The sequence below is a fragment of the Citrobacter sp. Ca225 genome (assembly GCF_030337175.1).
In the GTDB taxonomy this organism is placed as follows: Bacteria; Pseudomonadota; Gammaproteobacteria; order Enterobacterales; family Enterobacteriaceae; genus Citrobacter_A; species Citrobacter_A amalonaticus.
Map to the genome: position 1 here is coordinate 368,919 of NZ_JAOWCD010000099.1, position 22,389 is coordinate 391,307.

21 protein-coding genes are annotated in these 22,389 nt (G+C 54.3%); 15 read left to right on the forward strand and 6 right to left on the reverse strand.

Features of this window, described 5'->3' with window-relative positions:
• Positions 1-40 precede the first annotated feature (40 nt).
• Positions 41-664, forward strand: coding sequence for an enterobactin synthase subunit EntD (entD, locus tag OGW13_RS20520; RefSeq protein ID WP_044256643.1), 624 nt, complete (start codon positions 41-43; stop codon positions 662-664).
• A gap of 3 nt (positions 665-667) precedes the next feature.
• On the opposite strand, the gene OGW13_RS20525 is transcribed toward entD, so the two are convergent.
• The gene (locus OGW13_RS20525) at positions 668-1,603 is read right to left on the reverse strand and encodes a transketolase family protein (RefSeq protein WP_044256645.1); all 936 of its coding nucleotides are present in this window, start codon (positions 1,601-1,603) and stop codon (positions 668-670) included.
• Complete coding sequence (locus OGW13_RS20530; protein ID WP_043001471.1) at positions 1,596-2,426, reverse strand: transketolase; 831 nt, start codon at positions 2,424-2,426, stop codon at positions 1,596-1,598. The genes OGW13_RS20525 and OGW13_RS20530 overlap by 8 nt, the downstream gene beginning before the upstream one ends.
• Positions 2,427-2,787: 361 nt before the next feature.
• Between OGW13_RS20530 and OGW13_RS20535 the strand changes: the two genes are divergently transcribed.
• The 8 genes from OGW13_RS20535 to OGW13_RS20570 all read left to right on the forward strand — a co-directional run bounded on the left by OGW13_RS20535 (position 2,788) and on the right by OGW13_RS20570 (position 11,651).
• The gene (locus OGW13_RS20535; protein WP_043001472.1) at positions 2,788-3,738 is read left to right on the forward strand and encodes a sugar-binding transcriptional regulator; all 951 of its coding nucleotides are present in this window, start codon (positions 2,788-2,790) and stop codon (positions 3,736-3,738) included.
• A gap of 350 nt (positions 3,739-4,088) precedes the next feature.
• A complete protein-coding gene (locus tag OGW13_RS20540) occupies positions 4,089-5,609 on the forward strand; it encodes an FGGY family carbohydrate kinase (RefSeq protein WP_044256649.1) in 1,521 nt (506 codons plus the stop codon).
• Between the two features lie 139 nt (positions 5,610-5,748).
• Positions 5,749-6,684 carry a D-ribose ABC transporter substrate-binding protein gene (locus OGW13_RS20545; RefSeq protein WP_043001474.1) on the forward strand — a complete coding sequence of 312 codons (936 nt, stop codon included), beginning with the start codon at positions 5,749-5,751 and terminating at the stop codon, positions 6,682-6,684.
• 43 nt (positions 6,685-6,727) lie between these two features.
• A complete protein-coding gene (locus tag OGW13_RS20550) occupies positions 6,728-7,348 on the forward strand; it encodes a DUF2291 family protein (protein WP_044266436.1) in 621 nt (206 codons plus the stop codon).
• 1 nt (position 7,349) lies between these two features.
• Positions 7,350-8,894 (forward strand): sugar ABC transporter ATP-binding protein, encoded by a 1,545-nt coding sequence (locus OGW13_RS20555; protein ID WP_043001476.1) that lies wholly within the window; start codon positions 7,350-7,352, stop codon positions 8,892-8,894.
• A 17-nt stretch (positions 8,895-8,911) separates the two neighbouring features.
• Positions 8,912-9,979, forward strand: a complete 1,068-nt coding sequence (locus tag OGW13_RS20560) for an ABC transporter permease (RefSeq protein WP_044256655.1) — start codon at positions 8,912-8,914, stop codon at positions 9,977-9,979.
• 53 nt (positions 9,980-10,032) lie between these two features.
• Complete coding sequence (locus tag OGW13_RS20565; RefSeq protein ID WP_043001478.1) at positions 10,033-10,830, forward strand: SDR family oxidoreductase; 798 nt, start codon at positions 10,033-10,035, stop codon at positions 10,828-10,830.
• Positions 10,831-10,865: 35 nt separating this feature from the next.
• Entirely contained in the window at positions 10,866-11,651 is a 786-nt protein-coding gene (locus tag OGW13_RS20570; protein WP_044266441.1) for an SDR family oxidoreductase, read from the forward strand.
• A 131-nt stretch (positions 11,652-11,782) separates the two neighbouring features.
• Here OGW13_RS20570 and OGW13_RS20575 read toward each other — a convergent pair whose 3' ends face one another.
• Positions 11,783-13,816 (reverse strand): choline transporter, encoded by a 2,034-nt coding sequence (locus tag OGW13_RS20575; protein ID WP_043001480.1) that lies wholly within the window; start codon positions 13,814-13,816, stop codon positions 11,783-11,785.
• A gap of 126 nt (positions 13,817-13,942) precedes the next feature.
• Between OGW13_RS20575 and betI the strand changes: the two genes are divergently transcribed.
• From betI to betA, 3 genes are read left to right on the forward strand one after another with little or no spacing between them, the layout of a single operon-like run.
• Positions 13,943-14,533 carry a transcriptional regulator BetI gene (betI, locus tag OGW13_RS20580; RefSeq protein ID WP_044256659.1) on the forward strand — a complete coding sequence of 197 codons (591 nt, stop codon included), beginning with the start codon at positions 13,943-13,945 and terminating at the stop codon, positions 14,531-14,533.
• Between the two features lie 17 nt (positions 14,534-14,550).
• Entirely contained in the window at positions 14,551-16,023 is a 1,473-nt protein-coding gene (gene betB / locus OGW13_RS20585) for a betaine-aldehyde dehydrogenase (protein ID WP_287116422.1), read from the forward strand.
• Positions 16,024-16,036: 13 nt separating this feature from the next.
• On the forward strand, positions 16,037-17,713 hold the full coding sequence (gene betA / locus OGW13_RS20590) for a choline dehydrogenase (RefSeq protein ID WP_287116423.1): 1,677 nt from the start codon (positions 16,037-16,039) through the stop codon (positions 17,711-17,713).
• A gap of 5 nt (positions 17,714-17,718) precedes the next feature.
• Here betA and OGW13_RS20595 read toward each other — a convergent pair whose 3' ends face one another.
• Positions 17,719-18,420, reverse strand: coding sequence for a GNAT family N-acetyltransferase (locus tag OGW13_RS20595; protein WP_043001484.1), 702 nt, complete (start codon positions 18,418-18,420; stop codon positions 17,719-17,721).
• A gap of 144 nt (positions 18,421-18,564) precedes the next feature.
• Here OGW13_RS20595 and OGW13_RS20600 point away from each other — a divergent pair, with 144 nt between their 5' ends.
• The 3 genes from OGW13_RS20600 to OGW13_RS20610 all read left to right on the forward strand — a co-directional run bounded on the left by OGW13_RS20600 (position 18,565) and on the right by OGW13_RS20610 (position 20,771).
• Positions 18,565-19,680 (forward strand): YbdK family carboxylate-amine ligase, encoded by a 1,116-nt coding sequence (locus OGW13_RS20600; protein ID WP_043001485.1) that lies wholly within the window; start codon positions 18,565-18,567, stop codon positions 19,678-19,680.
• Between the two features lie 69 nt (positions 19,681-19,749).
• Complete coding sequence (locus OGW13_RS20605) at positions 19,750-19,998, forward strand: DUF1158 domain-containing protein (RefSeq protein WP_043001486.1); 249 nt, start codon at positions 19,750-19,752, stop codon at positions 19,996-19,998.
• A 269-nt stretch (positions 19,999-20,267) separates the two neighbouring features.
• Positions 20,268-20,771, forward strand: coding sequence for a fimbrial protein (locus OGW13_RS20610; RefSeq protein WP_287116424.1), 504 nt, complete (start codon positions 20,268-20,270; stop codon positions 20,769-20,771).
• Between the two features lie 122 nt (positions 20,772-20,893).
• Here OGW13_RS20610 and OGW13_RS20615 read toward each other — a convergent pair whose 3' ends face one another.
• Together OGW13_RS20615 and OGW13_RS20620 are read right to left on the reverse strand one after the other, a co-directional pair.
• Positions 20,894-21,235, reverse strand: a complete 342-nt coding sequence (locus OGW13_RS20615; RefSeq protein WP_043001487.1) for a RamA family antibiotic efflux transcriptional regulator — start codon at positions 21,233-21,235, stop codon at positions 20,894-20,896.
• Positions 21,232-22,365, reverse strand: a complete 1,134-nt coding sequence (locus OGW13_RS20620) for an MBL fold metallo-hydrolase (protein WP_043001488.1) — start codon at positions 22,363-22,365, stop codon at positions 21,232-21,234. The genes OGW13_RS20615 and OGW13_RS20620 overlap by 4 nt, the downstream gene beginning before the upstream one ends.
• Positions 22,366-22,389: the final 24 nt, after the last annotated feature.

Here is a 22,389-nt window from a genome sequence, read left to right on the forward strand (position 1 = left end):
CTCCTCCGTGCGGAGGAGGGGTTTCGGTTTTAATGACACGATGCAGACAACGCACTCCTCTCTCATTCTGGCTCACCACACCTTGCATGGTGTGACGTTTGAACCAGACACCTTCCACGAACACGATCTGCTGTGGCTGCCTCATCATGCGCAACTGGCACGTGCCGGACGTAAACGTAAAGCCGAACACCTGGCCGGTCGTATTGCCGCCGTTCAGGCGCTACGTGAGTGGGGTCATAAAAACGTGCCGGGAATGGGTGAACAACGACAACCGTTATGGCCGGAAGGTCTGTCTGGCAGCATCAGCCACTGCGCCACTACCGCGCTGGCGGTGGTTTCCCACCAGCCAGTGGGAGTTGATATAGAAGCGATATTCACAGCGCAAACGGCGGCTGAGCTGGCAGGCAGTATCGTCACAGAAGCAGAAAAAGTTCGGCTGGCAGGGAGCGGATTACCCTTTGAACAGGCGCTCACGCTGGCATTTTCCGCCAAAGAGAGCGCCTTTAAGGCAACCCCAAAACGCTCGCAGGCAGGCTGCGGATTCATGCATTATCACATTCTCGACGTTCAGCATGACCAGATGAGGTTACAGGCCTTCGACCAGATCTGGCATGTGCAGTGGCTCGTAAAAAATAGCCATGTCATTACCGTGGCAACGGGTTAACCCTCACAGCATTTCCCGGGCCTGGGCCGCAATCGACTGGGCATCGAAACCGTGGTGCTGGCGCATCCAGTTGCGATCTGCTGCCGCAGCGTATTCACCATCCGGGATCCCTAAGCGCTTCAGAACCGCCCCTGTGCCGCCTTCCGCCAGGACTTCCGCCACCAGGCTTCCCAGTCCACCGTTGATATTATGTTCTTCAACGGTAATCACCGCTTTACAGTCTTTCACTGCTGCTAACAAAGCTTTGGTATCGCACGGACGAATGGACGGTACACTCACCACCGTCGCCTGAATACCGGAGTCGGCTAACAGCGCGGCGGCATCGACAATTTCGTGGACCGTAGAGCCCGTCGCCACCAACGCCAACACATCGCCTTCACGTAACGTCACCACGGCACCCGGCACAAACTGATAGCTCTCGTCATGCAGTTCCGGGAGCGCCTTTCCGTCCATGCGAATATACACCGGCCCCTGATAGCCAATGGCATAGTCGATAATCTGCCGACATTCTCGTGGTGAAGAGGGGGCGAAAATCTGAATATTGCCAAATCCACGCATAATAGCGATGTCGTCGATCGCGTGGTGCGTACTCGCCAGCGGACCATAGCTGGCCCCCGCGTTCAGACCAAACAGCTTCACGTTGGTATTGTTGTAGCAAACGTCAACTTTGATTTGCTCATTAGCGCGAGAAATCAGGAAAGGTGCCGCGTTACAGGTGACCGCAACCTTGCCGCCGAGCGCAAGCCCTGCCGCTGTCCCGACCATACTTTGTTCGGCAATCCCCACGTTGACCAGTCTGTCCGGGAACTGCTTAATGAAGGGGCCAATTTTCGCGGTGGAGGTTGAGTCAGCCACAACCGGCACCAGATCAACACCCTTTTCCACCGCATCGATAAACGCCTGAACCATGACGTTCGCGAGATGTTCTGCATTACTCATCTTTCAACTCCTCCAGCGCCAGTTCAATCTCTTCGCCTTTCGGCACCCGGTGGTGCCACTCTGGACGCCCCTGGATAAACGAAATACCCGCGCCTTTTATGGTATTGGCAATCACCACATTAGGTTTCCCTTCCTGTTTCAGTCCTTCCAGCGTACTGACGACCGACGCCATATCATTTCCCTGACATTCGGTTACCTGCATGCCGAAGGCACGCCATTTATCCGCGAGCGGATCGGTATTCATGATTTCACGCGTGGGTCCGGCCAACTGGAGATTATTCTTGTCATTAATGATCACCAGGTTATCGAGTCCATAATGCGCAGCCGCGAGCGCAGCCTCCCAGTTGCTGCCTTCCGCCAGTTCACCATCGCCGGTAATTAAAAAGATACGGCGTGCACTGTTGCTTTTCTTCGCGGCCAGCGCCAGTCCCACCGCAACAGGCAAACCGTGGCCCAGCGCGCCGGTGTTCAGTTCAATACCCGGCGTTTTCTGCCGTACCGGGTGGCCCGGAAGATGAGAGTTGGCGTGCTGGTAGGTGCTCAGCCAGTCAACAGGGAAAAAACCGGCCTCAGCCAGAACACAGTAGTAGCAACCTACCGCGTGACCTTTGGACTGGATGTAAATGTCCCGTTCCGCATCGTCGATACGATCCGGCGCGACATTCAAAATTCGGAAATAGAGCGCGGTGAGCAATTCAACCTGGGAGAGGTCCGCACCGGTATGCCCTCCTGCAGGGCTGTAGGCGTTTAATTTGACGATGTGACGGCGCACCGCTCGCGCAGTGCGCTCAAGAGTCTGGATATCATAGTGCCAGGGATTCATTTAACACCTCTGAATTTATTTTCAATATGGAATATTTATTCCACCAGGGACTAAAAAAACCAGAAATCCCTTTGCTTCGCATCACACGGCTTACGCCACGGCATCTTACTCAGGAACATTCTGCCTCCTCACCGCGACCACATTGACGTCGGGAACAATCAGTTGACCTGAAATCACCATGAATATATATTCACAAATGATTCTTTATTCAATTATGCAACCACATTCTCGTATTTGTCCATCCCTGTTTTTGAGGATTGACTAAAGTTAGAGCTTTATCACACTTACCTGCCTTTTGTTTTCGCGTATGATAAAAGTCTCTAAGATAATGGCTGTACGTAAATGATTTTCGGGGAAATATATGGCTAAGCAGGACGAACAACGGCTATTGGTTAAAATCGCCACCCTTTACTATCTTGAAGGACGCAAACAGTCCGATATTGCTCAACTTCTCTCGCTTTCTCAGTCGTTTATCTCCCGAGCCATCACCCGCTGTCAGAAAGAAGGGGTGGTAAAAATCAGCGTCGTACAGCCCTCAAATATCTTTCTGAACCTTGAGAAAGGGATCGAAGATCGTTACGGACTCAAACAGGCAATCGTGGTGGATACCGAAGACGATGCTACGGACCACAGCATCAAACGCGCCATTGGTTCCGCCGCCGCCCACTATCTTGAAACCCGCCTGCGGCCCAAAGATCTGGTGGGCGTCTCCTCATGGAGTTCAACCATCCGGGCGATGGTTGACGAAGTGCATACTCAGAATCTGAAAGCGGGTGGCGTGATCCAACTCCTCGGCGGCGTCGGGCCAAACGGCAATGTGCAGGCGACTATTTTAACCCAGACGCTGGCGCAACATCTTAACTGCGAGGCCTGGCTGCTCCCTTCACAAAGTATTGAGGGATCGGTTGAGGAGAAAAATAGACTGATCGCCAGCAAGGATGTCGCCGAGGTGATCTCGCGTTTCGATAATGTCGATATCGCCATTGTGGGGGTGGGAATTCTGGAACCATCCCAGTTGCTTAAGACGTCGGGTAACTACTACCACGAAGATATGCTCCAGGTATTGGCCGATCGCGGTGCCGTGGGAGATATCTGCCTGCACTACTACGACAAAAACGGTGAGCCGGTCTTACAGGATGATGAAGATCCGGTCATTGGCATGGCGCTCGAGAAAGTCAAAAAATGCCCCAACGTCGTGGCGCTGGCGGGGGGAACGGACAAAGTTGCCGCCATCAAAGGGGCGCTTAACGGCGGTTATATCGACGTGTTGATCACGGATTATCCTACCGCGCGCATGCTAGTCACAGCCTGAACTCTCTTCCTCTTCGGTCTTTGCGTAAAACGGACTCAACGCAAAGACCGTGTAAAAATCCCTATATTTCAATAAACTGAAAGGATTCACCTCTGCGTTAATTTCGTACAAACCTGATATTCTTCCCGTTGTGTAAGTGTGATTCCCAGCACAATTGATGATTTTTTCTATAGCCCAACTGAAAGATTCTGGCTAAGGTATTAAATAAATAGTCAGCATCGAATATATATTCAAGACATTAAAAATACACGATGTCACAAACAAGCCTGATTAAGTAAAGACGCGACAGCAAGGGAGTCCCTCTTCCCTTCAACGCCGGGACGCAATGTGACTCAGGAGATAATCAATCTATGTGTGCAGCAACGAAAGAGTTCATCATTGCGCTGGATGAAGGGACTACCAACGCGAAAGCCATAGCACTGGACGCACAGGGTCAGGTGGTCGCCAAATTTTCTCAACCGCTGGCCATTCAGACGCCGCGTGAAGGTTGGGTTGAGCAATCCGGCGAGGTATTGATTGATGCATCACTCGATGTGATTGCGAAAGCGATCAATCATGTTGGCGCCGATAACGTCGCGGCTCTGGCAATCAGTAATCAGCGTGAAACCGCCATTGGCTGGTATCGCCAGACGGGCAAACCGCTGAATTCCGCCATCACCTGGCAGTGCACGCGCAGTGCGGCGTACTGTGAAGAACTACGCCACGCCGACAAAGAACACCTGATTAAAACAACGACTGGCCTGCCGATTGCACCGCTTTTTTCCGCCTCTAAAATGCGCTGGCTGCTGGAGTCGGTAGCCGATGGCTCGCGGCTCGCGGCCCAGGGAAAAATCTGTCTGGGGACCATCGACAGTTGGCTGCTGTGGAATTTAACCGGCGGCGAGGCTTTCTGCTGCGACTACTCTAACGCGGCCCGCACCCAATTGCTCAATCTGCACACCGGGCAGTGGGATGACACCATGCTGGAACTGTTCCACATCCCCCGCGCCGCCTTACCGGAAATTAAACCCTCCAGTGGATTATTTGGCTATACCCGCGGCCTGAACGGTATTGCGGATGGTATCCCGGTGATGTCGATGGTTGGTGACTCGCACGCCGCGCTGTTTGGTCACGCCCTCGGCGAGATGGGGTGTGTCAAAGCCACTTACGGCACCGGGTCCTCCGTGATGGCACCGGTGACCTCAGCCCAGTGCGATAGTGGCGCGCTGGCGACCACCATTGCCTGGCACGATGGTGAGAAGATTATTTACGGCCTGGAAGGCAACATTCCACACACGGGCGATGCGGTGGCGTGGATGGCTGATAGTACTGGGCTGAGCGAACTGTCTGACGCCGAACTGGCTCATGAACTGAATACGCTTCCCGCTTCCGTTGAGTCCACCCTGGGCGTGTACTTCGTCCCGGCATTAACCGGGCTCGGCGCCCCCTGGTGGGATGACAGCGCGCGCGGCGTGATCTGCGGGCTGAGTCGCGGCGTTAAGCGTGCCCATCTGATCCGCGCCGCCCTGGAGTCGATTACCTATCAAATCGCCGATGTCGTGGTCGCCATGCAACAGCATGAGGACTTTAGCGTGTCGGCACTGATGGTCGACGGCGGCCCGACAAAGAATGACTGGTTAATGCAATACCAGGCAGACCTGCTGGGCTGTCCGGTGATGCGCAGCGATGTGCCTGAGTTGTCGGCTATTGGCGCCGCGTTACTGGCACGCAAAGCGCTCCATCCCGGCTCGCTCACTGATTTAAAAGCCTTTTTAACCGTACACAGCGCATTTCAGCCCGACATGGCTCGCCATCATCGCCTGCAAAAAAGATGGCAGGAGTGGCGCAATGCGGTGAACAGAACACGATGGAAACCGGCCCCGTCCGCCTGACGCCTCACCAGGGAAGATGCGTGACACCCCTATTCATTAACAGAAGGAGAACCCCGGACCATTAGCCCTGTTTTACAAGAATTCATGCTTTACGTTGTTTCACCGTACCCGACAATAACAACACAGAGAGAACATTGTCATGAAATTACGTTTAACGCTGTTAACCGCTGCAACCCTGACTGCTTTGTCTTTTTCTGCCCATGCGGCAGAAAAAGGGACAATTATGATTATGGTGAATTCACTGGATAATCCGTATTACGCGTCAGAAGCCAAAGGCGCCAGTGAAAAAGCCCAGGAGTTAGGCTACAAAACCACCATTTTGTCGCACAGTGAAGATGTCAAAAAACAGAATGAATTGATTGATACCGCTATCGGCAAAAAAGTTCAGGGCATCATTCTGGATAATGCGGATTCAACGGCCAGCGTCGCCGCCATTGAAAAAGCGAAGAAAGCCGGTATTCCCGTCATATTAATCAACCGCGAAATTCCCGTAGATGATGTGGCGCTGGTGCAAATTACCCATAATAACTTCCAGGCAGGTTCTGAAGTTGCCAACGTTTTTGTTGAGAAAATGGGGGAAAAAGGGAAATACGCCGAGCTGACTTGTAACCTCGCCGATAATAACTGCGTTACCCGTTCTAAATCTTTCCACCAGGTGATTGACCAGTTCCCGGATATGGTCAGCGTCGCCAGACAAGATGCTAAAGGGACGCTTATCGACGGTAAGCGAATTATGGACAGTATTCTGCAAGCCCACCCGGATGTGAAAGGCGTCATCTGCGGTAACGGTCCTGTTGCGCTGGGTGCTATCGCCGCGTTGAAAGCCGCAAACCGCAATGACGTTGTGGTCGTCGGTATCGATGGTAGCAACGATGAACGCGATGCGGTGAAAGCCGGTACCTTACAGGCGACTGTCATGCTGCAGGCACAGGCGATCGCCGCACAGGGCGTGACCGATCTGGATAACTACCTGCAAAAAGGCGTGAAACCAGAGAAACAACGCGTCATGTTCCGCGGCATTCTCATCACCAAAGATAACGCAGATAAAGTACAGGATTTCAATATCAAGTCCTGATCTCGGGTAGTTGCGCCTCTGCGGAGGCGCAGAGGAGAACATTATGTCTAAAAAAGCCTGGCTGGCGCTGGTGGTATTGACCGTGGGCGGATGCCGCATTGTCTCGCAGCAGGAGCTTGCGGATCTGAAATCTCCGCCAAATCCCCATATGGCCAATATAGACCAGACGTGGCAAAACAAAATTGTGCCGCAAATTGTTGGGCAGGCTCGTCCGGTGGCAGATTTAATGGCTGCGTTACAGGCCGAGAAAGACTTCGATAGCGCCTGTAAAAAACTGGGCTATCGTTCTCAGGAAGAGAACCCCTGCATCTTTTACGTAAAGGTTGAAGGCAATATTGGCACGATCGATACCGCTTCCCGGAGTGGAAAAATGACCATCGCGGACAAAAGCGGCAGCAATATTATTGTTCAGATTGGTCCAACATTACGCGGTACGCAATTACGTGATGCTTATAAGGGCGCGACTTACGGCGATTTTAACGACCAGGTGTTATTTGGCGAGTATGGTCGCGCCATTAACGACCAGGCGATAAAAATGATTCAGACGGCCCAACTTAAAACCGGCGAATCGGCGCAAGTGTACGGTGTATTTTCCGCCTGGGATCTTCCTCAGACGATCCCTGATATTACGCCCGCAAAAATTGAACCTGCAGGAGGACAATAACATGCAACAGCAAGATATCGTCACTCCCCAACCCGTCGAATCGGAAGTCATTATTGAAACCCGCAGCCTGTCTCGTGTCTATCCTGGCGTGGTGGCATTAGATAACGTCAATTATCGGGTATATCGGAATAAAGTGAATGTTCTGATCGGAGAAAATGGTGCAGGTAAATCCACCATGATGAAAATGCTTGCTGGTGTCGAAACGCCATCCTCCGGTGAAATTTTTCTGGATGGTACGCCTGTTTCTATGAATTCGACGCATCAGGCTGAAAAATTGGGTATCAGTATTATTTTTCAGGAGTTGAATTTATTCCCGAATATGAATGTCATGGATAATATTTTCATGGCTAACGAGTTTTTTCAGAAAGGGAAAATTAACGAAAAATACCAGTACGCGTTGGCACAAAGCCTTCTAAAGCGACTGGAACTGGATGTTGATCCATACACGCCCTTAGAAGAACTGGGGATCGGCCACCAGCAACTGGTCGAGATTGCCCGCGCGCTCTCAAAAGATACGCGCGTCTTAATCATGGATGAACCCACCTCTGCGCTGAGTCAGTCTGAAGTCAAAATCCTGTTCAACGTGATTGAGCAACTCAAACGACGCGGCGTCACCATTATCTATATTTCCCATCGGCTGGAAGAGCTCATGGAAATTGGCGATTACATCACCATTTTCCGCGACGGTCGCTTTATCAGCGAGCGTCCGGTCAGTGATGCCAGCATTCCGTGGATCATCGAACAGATGGTGGGCGATAAGAAAAAACACTTCGATTATCAACCGGCTCCGCAAGGCAATACAGTTCTCGACGTGCGGGGGCTGACCGCGCTTCACTCCAGCGGCGGCTATAAGCTCAATGACGTGTCGTTCAGCCTGAATAAAGGTGAGGTGATTGGGATCTACGGTCTGCTGGGTGCCGGACGCACCGAGTTGTTCAAAGGACTGGTGGGTCTGATGCCCTGCCAGAGCGGTAGCATTCAACTCAACGGTGAGTGTATCGATAAAGCCCACTTTCAGTCTCGACTTAAAAAAGGGCTTGCGCTGGTGCCGGAAGATAGACAGGGCGAAGGCGTCGTTCAGATGATGTCGATTCAATCCAATATGACGCTCTCTGACCTCAGTCTGCAGGGTTTTCGTCGGGCCTGGAAATGGCTGAATCCGCATAAAGAGCAGACCAGCGTGAAGGAGATGATTCAGCAACTTGCCATCAAAGTCAGCGATCCTGCATTGCCCATCACCTCACTCAGCGGTGGAAACCAGCAAAAAGTGGTACTGGGTAAAGCATTGATGACACAGCCGCAGGTAGTGTTCCTCGATGAACCGACCCGCGGCATCGACGTAGGGGCGAAAACCGACGTGTATCACCTTATCGGCAAAATGGCGCAACAGGGGCTGGCAGTGATGTTTTCTTCATCAGAGCTGGACGAAGTGATGGCGCTGGCGGACCGTATTCTGGTGATGGCTGATGGCCGGATCACCGCTGATGTCCCCCGTCATGCAGTCACCCGCGAGAAGTTGATCGCGGCTTCTACACCGCAAGATTAATCAGGCTGGAATCCATCATGAACCAGAAATATATGATTTACATGTACCTGCTGAAGGCCAGAACGTTTATCGCGCTGCTGCTGGTCATCGCATTCTTCAGCGTGATGGTACCGAATTTCCTGACCACATCTAACCTGCTGATTATGACCCAGCACGTTGCGATTACCGGCTTACTGGCAATTGGAATGACGCTGGTGATCCTCACCGGGGGCATTGACCTGTCGGTCGGCGCCGTTGCAGGCATCTGCGGCATGGTGGCGGGAGCATTACTCACCAATGGCTTGCCCATCTGGGGCGGTAACATCATCTTCTTCAACGTAGCGGAAGTGATCCTCTGTGTCGCCATCTTCGGCGTTCTCGTCGGGTTCGTAAATGGCGCCGTCATCACCCGCTTTGGTGTGGCTCCTTTCATTTGTACTCTCGGCATGATGTACGTTGCCAGGGGATCTGCCCTGCTGTTTAACGACGGTAGCACCTACCCCAACCTTAACGGTATGGAAGCGCTGGGAAATACCGGTTTTGCTACGCTGGGTTCCGGCACGCTGCTCGGGATTTACCTGCCAATCTGGCTAATGATTGCCTTCCTGGTGTTGGGCTACTGGATCACCACCAAAACCCCGCTTGGCCGCTATATCTACGCGATCGGCGGTAACGAATCCGCAGCGCGTCTGGCCGGTGTGCCGATCGTCAAAGCGAAAATTTTCGTGTACGCCTTCTCCGGGTTGTGCGCTGCCTTTGTTGGGTTGATTGTCGCGTCTCAGCTACAAACAGCGCACCCGATGACCGGCAACATGTTTGAGATGGACGCCATCGGCGCCACCGTCCTGGGCGGAACCGCGCTCGCTGGCGGTCGCGGACGGGTATCCGGTTCTATCATCGGGGCCTTCGTCATCGTCTTTCTGGCCGATGGCATGGTGATGATGGGCGTCAGCGATTTCTGGCAAATGGTTATTAAAGGTGTCGTTATCGTCACCGCCGTGGTTGTCGACCAGTTCCAGCAAAAGCTACAGAACAAAGTCATTCTGATGCGTCGCCATGAAGAAAAACAGACGACAGCACCCTCAGCGAATACCGTATCCAGTTAAGTAGCATCACTCCGCCGGGCATCACCTGTCCGGCTTATACAGGGGAAAGAAATATGCAACGTGATTTTCATGGTAAGACGGTCGTCATCACCGGGGCATGCCGGGGAATTGGCGCAGGTATCGCCGAACGTTTCGCCCGGGACGGCGCAAACCTGGTGATGGTCTCCAACGCGGAGCGCGTTCACGAAACGGCAGAGCAACTGCGCCAGCGCTACCAGGCTGATATTTTATCTTTGCAGGTTGATGTCACTAACGAAGAGCAGGTACAGGCGCTGTATGAGCAAGCCGCTGCGCGCTTTGGCACGATTGACGTCTCCATCCAGAACGCTGGTGTGATCACCATCGATTACTTTGACCGGATGCCAAAAGCTGATTTTGAAAAAACCCTTGCCGTCAATACCACAGGGGTGTGGCTCTGTTGCCGGGAAGCGGCGAAATATATGGTGAAACAGAACCATGGCTGTCTGATTAACACCTCTTCCGGTCAGGGACGTCAGGGCTTCATTTACACCCCGCACTATGCCGCCAGCAAAATGGGGGTGATTGGTATCACGCAGAGCCTGGCGCATGAACTGGCCCCGTGGAACATCACCGTTAACGCCTTCTGTCCAGGGATCATCGAAAGCGAAATGTGGGATTACAACGACCGCGTATGGGGCGAGATCCTCAGTACCGATGAAAAACGCTATGGCAAAGGTGAACTGATGGCGGAGTGGGTTAAGGGCATCCCCATGAAACGCGCCGGTAAACCCGAGGACGTCGCCGGACTGGTCGCCTTCCTGGCCTCTGACGATGCGCGCTATCTTACCGGACAAACCATCAATATTGATGGTGGCCTGATTATGTCGTAATACCCGCCAGGGTATTGATGAAGAGAGTTATCACTATGATCGCAAAAGATTTTGCTCAACAACTGTTTAACCTGCAAGGACGCGTCGCTTTCGTCACGGGCGCAGGTAGCGGCATCGGTCAGACCATTGCCTGGGCGCTGGCCAGCGCGGGTGCACGGGTCGTCTGTTTTGATCTGCGTGAAGACGGCGGATTGAAAGAGACCGCTAATCATATCGACGCGATGGGGGGGCAGTCGGCACTCTATACGGGAGATGTTCGTCAGCTTAGCGACCTTCGCGCCGCCGTTGCCCTGACCAAAGAACGGTTTGGTCGTCTGGATATCGCGGTGAACGCTGCCGGTATTGCCAACGCTAACCCGGCCCTGGAAATGGAAAGCGAACAGTGGCAGCGCGTTATCGACATCAACCTCACGGGCGTCTGGAACTCCTGCAAAGCGGAAGCGGAACTGATGCTCGAATCCGGCGGCGGATCTATCATCAACATCGCCTCCATGTCCGGGATCATCGTCAACCGAGGCCTTGAACAGGCGCATTACAATAGTTCTAAAGCGGGGGTTATTCACCTCTCGAAGAGCCTGGCAATGGAATGGATTGAAAAAGGCATTCGTGTGAACTCCATCAGCCCGGGATACACCGCCACGCCGATGAACACCCGTCCAGAGATGGTTCATCAGACACGTGAATTTGAAAGTCAGACACCAATACAGCGCATGGCAAAAGTGGAGGAGATGGCAGGTCCGGCGCTGTTCCTCGCCAGCGATGCGGCTTCGTTCTGTACTGGCGTCGATCTCGTTGTGGATGGCGGATTTATCTGCTGGTAGACAGATAATCGCCCGCAGCCAGGACGGACTGCGGGCGAGGTGCTTAAGCGGGTGCCGTCTCATCCAGACCTGACTCGCGGATATGCGGGGATAACTCCCCGCATAACGGCTACTTCTTCGTTTAGCTCGTCCTACATGCCCGGGAACAACACGCCATTTCCTGGCGCTTCGCGATCCAGATGAATGAAGTTCAGATGACGTTCGTACTGGTCGAGGATATCGGTAATCACCTGCTCTTTGCTGTAGTCCATCAGGTCATTGCCCTGGCTGCCTTCCAGCAGGAAGGTCTCCAGCCGGTAATAGGTCGATTTCCCGCTGCGCGCACGGTAGGTGAAACCAGGCACGGCATACTGCTGAGGCCAGATCTGGTAGATAAAGTTACGTTCATCGCCCATATGCACCAGCAGGTCGAGGTGACCAAGATTGTCCCCTTCTTCTGGCGGCATACTTTGCAGTTCCACCCTCGCGCCACGCAACCGCAGCTCCTGCGCGACCTCTTCCATCGCCGGATAACAGACTGTTTTCATCATCTCGCGGGTGTAGCGTGTGCCGGGATAGTTCATCAGGCGTGACAGACGTTTTTTCCAGCTCAACCGATCCTGCACGCCCATGGGGCGCGGCGCGGTATGGCGGCTGGCGCTCTCGCGGCGATAATCTTCTACCTTGAGCGATTTATACAACCCGGCCATCACAAAGAAAATCACAAAGCTGAACGGCAGGCCCATGATCACCGTGGTGTTCTGCAGGGCTGAAATTCCGTTCGTCATCAGCATTCCCAGGGTCAGCAGCCCGATGGCCACCGACCAGAAGATACGGATCCAGTTTGGCGCATCGCTGTTGATATCCTTCAGCTTCGAGGTGAAGTTTCCCAGCACCAGCGCGCCGGAATCGGCTGACGTCACATAAAACAGCAGACCGGTGATGGTAGCGACGGAAGCGCTAAACGTGAATGCCGGATATTGTGCCAGCAGGCTATAGAATCCGCGCTCCGGATGCACCATCGCTTCCTGGGCAAATCCCGCATCGCCGTGGATAATTTCATACAACGCGCTGTTGCCGAACACCGACAGCCACAGCAGAGTAAAGGTGAACGGAATAATCAACGTACCGAAGACAAACTGACGGATGGTACGCCCACGTGAGATCCGCGCGAGGAACAGACCGACAAACGGCGACCATGCCACCCACCACGCCCAGAAAAATAGCGTCCAGTTATTCATCCACTCAACCGGACGATCAAAGGCAAAGCTGTTGAGCGTCATCCCCATAAAGCGATTCACATAGTCGCCCACATTGAGCACCAGCGCGTTGAGCAGGAACGAGGTGTCGCCCATAAACAGCACAAACAGGATCAGCCCCAACGCCAACAGAACATTAAGCTCTGAAAGTACGCGGATGCCCTTATCCACCCCGGAAGTGACCGAAATCGTGGCGATCACCACCGACAAGACAATCAGCGCTGCTTTCGCCGCCATCGAATCCGGGATATCAAACAACACGCTCAGACCGTAGTTGAGCTGAACCACACCAATACCCAGCGTCGTGGCGATACCAAAAATAGTTCCGATGACAGCGGCGATATCGACACTATGCCCAATCGGTCCGTTGATGCGTTTACCGAAGATCGGATACAGCGCAGAACGGATGGTCAGCGGCAGGTTATAGCGATAGCTAAAGTAACCCAGCGCCATGCCCATCAGAGCATACATCGACCAGCCGGTCAGGCCGTAGTGGAACAACGTCCAGACCATCGACTGGCGCGCCGCTTCAATGGTCTGCCCTGCCCCTTCTGGTGGCTGCATATATTGCGTCACCGGCTCCGCCACAGAGAAGAACATCAGGTCGATACCAATCCCGGCGGCGAAGAGCATGGCCGCCCAACTGAGCAGACTGAACTCCGGTTTCGACTGCTCCGGGCCGAGCTTTACCGAGCCAAAACGCGAACAGGCAATGAAAACAACAAAGACGATGTACAGCGTGGCCGCCAGCAAATAGTACCAGCCAAAGGTTTGCGAGACCCAGTTCAGGGTCCGGCCAATCCAGACGGCGGAGAAATCACTAAAAAAGAGGGTGGTCAGGGAAAACAACAAAATCAGCCCGGCGGAGGTGTAAAACACCACCGGATTGATTTTGTCCTTTTCTCTGCTCTGCGGAAGGTCTGACATCAATTATCCTCACTTTTCTTGTAACTATTTGAAATCAAATTCGCAACAATTAAGACACATTTATATTGAACGTTCAATCAATAAAAGGTTAAATACATAAACATTACTGATGAATGGAGCCGCAACATGCCCAAACTGGGGATGCAAACCCTTCGGCGCAGACAGCTGATCGACGCTACGCTGGAAGCGATTAATGAAGTCGGGATGCACGATGCGACGATTGCGCAAATCGCCCGTCGTGCCGGTGTTTCAACCGGGATCATTAGCCATTACTTTAAGGATAAGAATGGATTGCTGGAGGCAACGATGCGCGACATCACCAGCCAGCTGCGTCATGCCGTTTTGCATCGACTCCATGCATTACAGGGAGCACGCGCCGAGTTGCGATTGCGCGCCATCGTGGCGGGAAACTTTGACGAGACCCAGATAAGCCACGCCGCAATGAAGGCCTGGCTGGCATTCTGGGCCAGCAGCATGCACCAGCCGATGCTGTATCGCCTGCAACAGGTCGCCAGTAAACGTCTGTTGTCGAACATTGTGTATGAATTTATGCGCGAACTGCCGCGTGAACAGGCGCAGCAGGCAGGCTATGGCCTCGCGGCGCTGATCGACGGGCTGTGGCTACGCGCCGCACTAAGCGGTAAGCCGTTTAATCTCAGTCTTGCGCAGGCGCTGACCACCCATTTCATCAGTCAGCACTTACCCAAAAGCCACTGACTCACCGAGGAGAATGCATGTCCCGAATGGCAGAACAACAGCTTTACATTGATGGTGGCTATACCGCCGCCACCAGCGGTCGGACTTTCGAGACGATCAACCCTGCCAGTGGCGAGATTCTGGCCACCGTACAGGCCGCAGGGCGTGAGGATGTCGACCGCGCGGTAAAAAGCGCTCAGCGCGGACAAAAAATCTGGGCGGCGATGACCGCCCTGGAACGCTCGCGCATTCTGCGCCGGGCAGTGGAGATTCTGCGCGAACGCAATGATGAACTGGCGAGACTGGAAACGCTGGATACCGGCAAACCGTTCAGCGAAACCGCCAGCGTCGATATCGTCACCGGCGCAGACGTACTGGAATACTACGCCGGGTTGATTCCCGCGCTGGAAGGGAGCCAACTCCCGCTGCGCGAGACCGCGTTCGTCTACACCCGCCGCGAGCCGCTGGGCGTTGTCGCCGGGATTGGCGCATGGAACTACCCGATTCAAATCGCGCTGTGGAAATCCGCACCGGCGCTGGCGGCGGGTAATGCGATGATCTTCAAACCCAGCGAAGTCACCCCGCTGACTGCCCTGAAGCTGGCAGAAATCTACAGCGAAGCCGGCCTGCCGGACGGCGTCTTTAATGTCCTGCCGGGCGAAGGCGCAGAAACGGGCCACTATCTGACTGACCATCCGGGCATCGCCAAAGTCTCCTTCACCGGCGGCGTCGCCAGCGGTAAAAAAGTGATGGCAAACGCGGCCGCCTCGTCGCTGAAAGCGGTGACGATGGAACTGGGCGGCAAATCGCCGCTGATCGTTTTCGAGGATGCTAACGTTAATCTCGCCGCAGACATCGCGATGATGGCAAATTTCTATAGCTCCGGTCAGGTCTGCACCAACGGAACCCGCGTGTTCATTCCGGCGCGGATGAAAAGTGCGTTTGAGCAGACCATTTTGTCCCGCGTGGCGCGGATCCGCGCAGGCGATCTGTTTGATCCCACCACCAATTTTGGCCCGCTGGTCAGCTTTGCGCATCGCGAAAACGTCCTGCGCTATATCGAAAGCGGTAAAAAAGAAGGTGCAACGCTGCTGTGCGGCGGAGAGGTACTGACGGGAAACGCGTTCGATGAGGGAGCCTGGGTCGCGCCAACGGTGTTTACCGACTGCCGCGACGACATGACCATCGTGCGCGAGGAAATCTTCGGACCGGTGATGTCCATTCTGACTTACGAGAGTGAAGACGAGGTTATTCGTCGCGCCAACGACACTGATTACGGTCTGGCGGCGGGTGTGGTCACTCAGGATCTCAACCGCGCCCATCGCGTCATCCACCAGCTTGAAGCAGGGATCTGCTGGATCAACACATGGGGGGAATCCCCTGCCGAAATGCCGGTTGGCGGCTACAAACATTCCGGTATTGGCCGCGAAAATGGCCTGATGACGCTTCAAAGCTACACCCAGGTGAAGTCCATCCAGCTCGAGATGGCCCCCTTCCAGTCCGTATTTTAACCAGGAGGTTTCATTGCATTTTGACTACATCATTATTGGTGCCGGCTCTGCCGGTAACGTACTGGCTACACGACTGACAGAAGACAGCAATACCACCGTCCTGCTGCTGGAAGCGGGTGGCCCGGATTACCGTGCGGATTTCCGTACCCAGATGCCGGCGGCACTCGCCTTTCCGTTACAGGGAAAACGCTACAACTGGGCCTACGAAACCGAACCCGAACCGCATATGAACTACCGCCGGATGGAATGCGGACGCGGAAAAGGGCTCGGTGGCTCCTCGCTGATTAACGGCATGTGCTACGTGCGTGGCAATGCAATGGATCTCGACAACTGGGCGCAAGCGCCTGGGCTCGAACACTGGAGTTACCTCAACTGCCTGCCCTATTACCGTAAAGCAGAAGCGCGCGATATTGGTGCCAATGACTATCACGGCGGCGACGGCCCGGTCAGCGTGACCACCTCAAAACCGGGCGTGAATCCGCTCTTTGAAGCGATGATCGAGGCGGGCGTTCAGGCAGGCTATCCGCGGACAGACGACCTGAACGGCTATCAGCAGGAAGGTTTTGGCCCAATGGATCGTACCGTCACGCCTCAGGGACGGCGCGCCAGCACCGCGCGAGGCTACCTGGATCAGGCGAGAAAACGCCCTAACCTCACCATTGTGACCCATGCGCTGACTGACCACATCGTCTTTGACGGCAAAAAAGCCGTCGGCGTGGAGTGGCTGGAAGGCGACAGCACGATCCCGACCCGCGCCAGGGCAAACAAAGAAGTGCTGCTGTGCGCAGGGGCGATTGCTTCGCCGCAGATCCTGCAACGCTCCGGCGTGGGTGATGCTGCGTTACTAAAGGCTTTTGCGATCCCGCTGGTTCACCACCTGCCCGGCGTCGGGGAAAAACTGCAGGATCATCTTGAAATGTACCTGCAATATGAGTGTAAAGAGCCCGTGTCGCTTTACCCCGCTCTGCAATGGTGGAATCAGCCGAAGATTGGCGCTGAATGGCTGTTTGGCGGAACCGGTATCGGCGCGAGTAATCACTTCGAAGCGGGAGGATTCATCCGCAGCCGTGAAGCCTTTGCCTGGCCGAACATTCAGTACCATTTCCTGCCGGTGGCGATCAATTACAACGGTTCTAACGCAGTGAAAGAACATGGTTTCCAGTGCCACGTCGGGTCAATGCGCTCGCCGAGCCGCGGTCACGTCCATCTGAAATCCCGCGACCCACGCGAACATCCGGCAATTCTGTTTAACTACATGTCAACAGAACAAGACTGGCAGGAGTTCCGCGATGCGATTCGTATCACGCGGGAAATCATCAACCAGCCGGCGCTGGATAAATTCCGTGGACGAGAGATCAGTCCCGGCATCGCGTGTCAGACTGACGAACAGCTGGACGCATTTGTGCGCGAACATGCGGAGACGGCGTTTCACCCCTGCGGCACCTGTAAAATGGGCTTTGACGAGATGGCAGTGGTCGACGGTGAAGGGAAAGTGCATGGCGTTGAGAATCTGCGCGTCGTGGATGCGTCGATCATGCCGCAAATTATCACCGGCAATCTGAATGCAACGACCATTATGATTGGCGAGAAAATTGCCGATGCCATTCGCGGACGCGCTCCGCTGGCGAAAAGTACAGCGCGTTATTACATGGCAGGCGACGCGCCGGTACGCAAACCGGCGCGACGGTAAGCGTATTACTGTCGACACTGGGCCAGCGTTTTAATCTGCTGGCCCTGCGCGTCAAAATTCTCCGCCGCTAACCAGCGCTGCAATGCGCGGTCACACTCAGACCACTCGCCATCAATCATTGATAGCCAGTCGCTGTCCCGGTTGCGGCCTTTGCGGACAATTTTCTGGCGAAAGCGACCTTCAAAGACAAATCCCAGGCGCTCTGCCGCCCGGCGCGACGCCAGGTTGAGAGAATCACATTTCCACTCCACCCGGCGATATCCCTGTGCGAAGGCGTAGCGCAACAGCAGCCAGACGGCTTCTGTGCCCAGTACGCTATTTTTCATCCGCGGCGACCAGGTGACATGGCCGATTTCAACGCTGCCGTGCTCGCGTTCGATCGCCATAAAGCAGACTAACCCCACCGCACGTTCTGCGCGGATATCCACCACGGTGAAAGGTACCAGCGCGTCATCATTCGCTTTTCCACTGAGCCAGTGGAACGTCGCCGCAACGCTATCGGGTCGACGGCTTGCCAGCCACGTCCAGTCTCGCTCGTCGTCTGCCTGCGCATAAGCGTCGAACAAATCGGCGGCATGACGTTCAGGATCGAGCGGCTCAAGGCGACACCAGCGACCTTCCAGCACCGTCCGTTGCAGAACGGACGCGCCATGCCAGTCCGGTAGCGCATCGCCCACCGTCTGGCCGTATTCATTGATTTCCGGCACCGATTACTCCTTACACAAGGATAAAATTTGGTTATAGCAGTTCCCGATGCGCCTTCAAAGCACCGGATTCAGATTTCTTCCACCACGCCGAAACCCGCACTCACTTCTATACTCATCTGACAAATCAAAGGAGAAGCGAACACTATGCCACTACCCGATTTTCACGTCTCTGAACCGTACACCCTCGGCATTGAACTGGAAATGCAAGTGGTTAATCCGCCGGGATATGATCTGAGCCAGGACTCTTCGACGCTGATTGCCGCAGTGAAAGACCGGGTACACGCCGGCGAAGTGAAGCACGATATCACCGAAAGCATGCTGGAGATGGCGACTGACGTTTGCCACAGTATCGATCAGGCGGCGGCGCAGTTTTCCGCGATGCAACAGGTGATCCTGCAAGCGGCGGCTAACCATCACCTCGAAATTTGCGGCGGCGGTACGCATCCGTTTCAGAAATGGCAGCGCCAGGAAGTATGCGATAACGAACGCTATCAACGCACGCTGGAAAACTTTGGCTATCTCATTCAGCAGGCCACCGTATTTGGCCAGCATGTTCACGTCGGCTGCGCCAGCGGAGATGATGCAATTTACCTGCTGCACGGGCTGTCGCACTTTGTCCCGCATTTTATTGCGCTCTCGGCGGCTTCACCTTATATGCAGGGCTCCGATACCCGCTTTGCCTCGTCGCGGCTGAATATCTTCTCTGGTTTCCCGGATAACGGCCCCATGCCGTGGGTGAGCAACTGGCAGGAGTTTGAAGGGTTATTCCGTCGTCTCAGCTATACAAACATGATCGACAGCATTAAAGATTTGCACTGGGATATTCGCCCCAGCCCGCATTTTGGCACGGTCGAAGTGCGGGTGATGGATACGCCGCTCACCCTCAGCCATGCGATCAACATGGCCGGTTTAATTCAGGCTACCGCGCACTGGCTACTGACGGAACGACCGTTTAAACATCAGGAGCGTGACTATCTGCTATATAAATTCAACCGTTTTCAGGCCTGTCGCTACGGGCTGGAGGGGATTCTGACCGACGTGCATACCGGCGACCATCATTCGCTTTCAGAGGACACGCTGCGCCTGCTGGAAAAAGTTGCGCCGTCCGCTGATAAAGTCGGTGCCGCAAGCGCGATTGAAGCCCTGACCCGGCAGGTTAAACAGGGTGCCAGCGAAGCGCAAAAAATGCGTGAGTTTGTCAGCGATGGCGGATCGCTCATCGGGCTGGTGAAAAAACATTGTGAGATTTGGGCCGGGTAAGCGGCGCCGGTTTGCGTTAACGGTGAAGATCCCGGACAATGGCTTTTTTAACTCACGTTTAACATTGCCATGAAACACCCGCTTGAATCACTGATGACCGCCGCCGGTATTCTGCTGATGGCCTTTCTCTCCTGCCTGCTGCTTCCCGCGCCTTCGCTGGGGCTGGTGCTGGCACAAAAGCTGGTTGCGACCTTCCATCTGATGGATCTCAACCAGTTCTACACGCTGCTGTTCTGCCTGTGGTTCTTAGCGCTTGGCGCTGTTGAATATTTCGTGATTCGCTACGTGTGGCGTCGTTGGTTTTCGCTGGCTCACTAAGCCGGTGAACCAACCGGGCGCCACTTCTTTTGGCGCTCACTAACAGGAACCCGAGAGACTCACCACATTACCAATCAGGCGTGATTTGTTAATTTAAATATTAAAACAATAAATATTCTTATCTATGCGCCTTCCACACATTCCATCTTTCCGGCACAGAGATCATTTACTAATAAACCCGAAAGCAAGATACGCCTGCGGGCACCGTCCTGAAAGCCCATTATCTGACGTTCCCGGAAGTGATCGCGTATTGTGATAACGGCATGATAATGAGCTGGGCAGTGGGCGATGGTCCCGGCTCTGCCTATACCCTGCCAATGGGGAAATGGAATCTTATCAATGGCAGTATCACTGCGCTCGCCTGTGCCATACAGTCCGGTAACAGCCTCGCGTTCCCCATTGGGGATGTGCAGGCCGACCAGTTTACCCAGTTGGGTACCCATTCACAGCAAAGCAGCACGGCCAACCTGAAACTCGACTGTGACGCGGACGCCAATATCAATGTGACGTTAACCGGCGCACAAAACCCTGATACCACGGACGACAGCGTGCTCGAGCTCAGTAACCAGGGCGACGACAAGGTTGCCGCGGGGATCGGCGTGCAGTTACTGTACAACGATACGCCACTGGAACTGAATAAGATGCTTAATCTTAAACGCTCGGCTGGCGGCCAGGAGTCGTTCCCCATTACCGCCCGTTATATTCAGACCAAAGATAAAGTACGGGCCGGACAAGCAAATGCGACGGCGACACTCAATCTGACGTATCAATAAAACCCCACAGGCTATATATAGTAAATCGCCCATTATTGGCAAAAATCCTTCATACCCCTCACCTATGTTTTTTAATCCACAGTGAGGAGATGTTTTGCCAAAGAAAGCGTTTTTCCGGGAGATCAGTGTGCCCGACTGTGATTTTCTTTGCGGTAGGCGCCCGGCGGCTGGTTAAACGTGCGGGTGAAAATGCGGGTAAAGGTCTGTTGAGAGTCAAACCCGTAGCGCAGACAAATGTCATACACTTTTTCGTCGGACTCGCGCAGATCCCGCGCCGCGAGCAGCAGTTTACGCTCACGAATATAACGTCCCAGACTCTCCCCTTTGTACTGTAAAAACAGACGCTGCAGATGCCATTTGGAATACCCCGCGTGGCGCGCAATGTCGTCAATGCGCAGCGGCTGATTCAAATTATCATCTATCCACTCGACAATCGTGTCGATAACCTGAGCAGAAATGGTCATTCGGAACTCCTCTCCTGCAAATGTGAGGTCTGCTCCCACCAGACGGTGAACGGCTGCGCCAGATCGTCCAGTTTTACCGGTTCACCCTGCATTGGCGTGAGCAGACGGTACGCTTTATGTCGACTGGCCAGCGCCAGCCGTTTGTAAGGGTCATCCCAGGTATGTTTAGCCAGCACAAAGCGTCCGGCATGACCGGGCAATATCGCTTTTGCCCGCAAATCCTGAGCGGCCTGAGCGGTCTCTTCTGGCATCATATGGATGTACTTCCAGTCCTGGTCATATTGACCGTTCTCCATAATGGCAAGATCGATGCCGCCAAACTGCTCGCCGATGGCCCGGAAATGAGGCCCGTAGCCGGAGTCACCGCTGTAATAAATTTTCTGTTCCGGCGTTTCGAACAGAAAACTGGCCCACAGCGTCTGGTTGCGCTTAATGCCGCGGCCAGAAAAATGCCGCGCAGGCAGAACGTGAATCATCAGCGAATCGTCAATTCGCACGGACTGATTCCAGTCGCGCTCTTCAATGATGTCGCTATTCATTCCCCAATAACGCAGATGCGAACCGACACCCAGCGGTGTAAGCACGCGCTTCACTTTGGGCATTAACGCCTTGATGGTGGCGTAGTCCAGATGGTCATAGTGGTCGTGCGAAATGATCAGCAGATCGATCGCCGGCATCGCCTGCGCCGTCCACGGATAGTCGCCTGCGAAAGCCTTATTGAGGAAGGAAAACGGCGCGGCATAACTGCTGAGCACAGGGTCAATCAGAATACGTTTGCCGTCCAGTTGCAGATACCACGACGAATGCCCGAGCCAGATTAGGATGTCTTCAGTGACCGGCAGACTGGCAAGATCGGTCGCAACCAACGGCAGGGGCTGATCGGGGCGCGCATTCTCACGCTTCGCGACCAGAAACTCCCACCACGCCGCGAGCATACTTTTGTTTCCGGTATAGCCCGGCGTCGGTATCTGATTATGGAATTGCCCGTCCCGGTAGTTTGCAGATTGTTCAACCTGGCTAAGCTGAGCGCCCTGTGGCGCCTGGCCGAAGCCAGCATTGAGGACAAACGGTAACGTTGCTGCACTGGTAATGAGCATAATAACAACCACGCAAACTGTGAGACGCTTCATATCCTGACCTGAAAACGCGCGCCT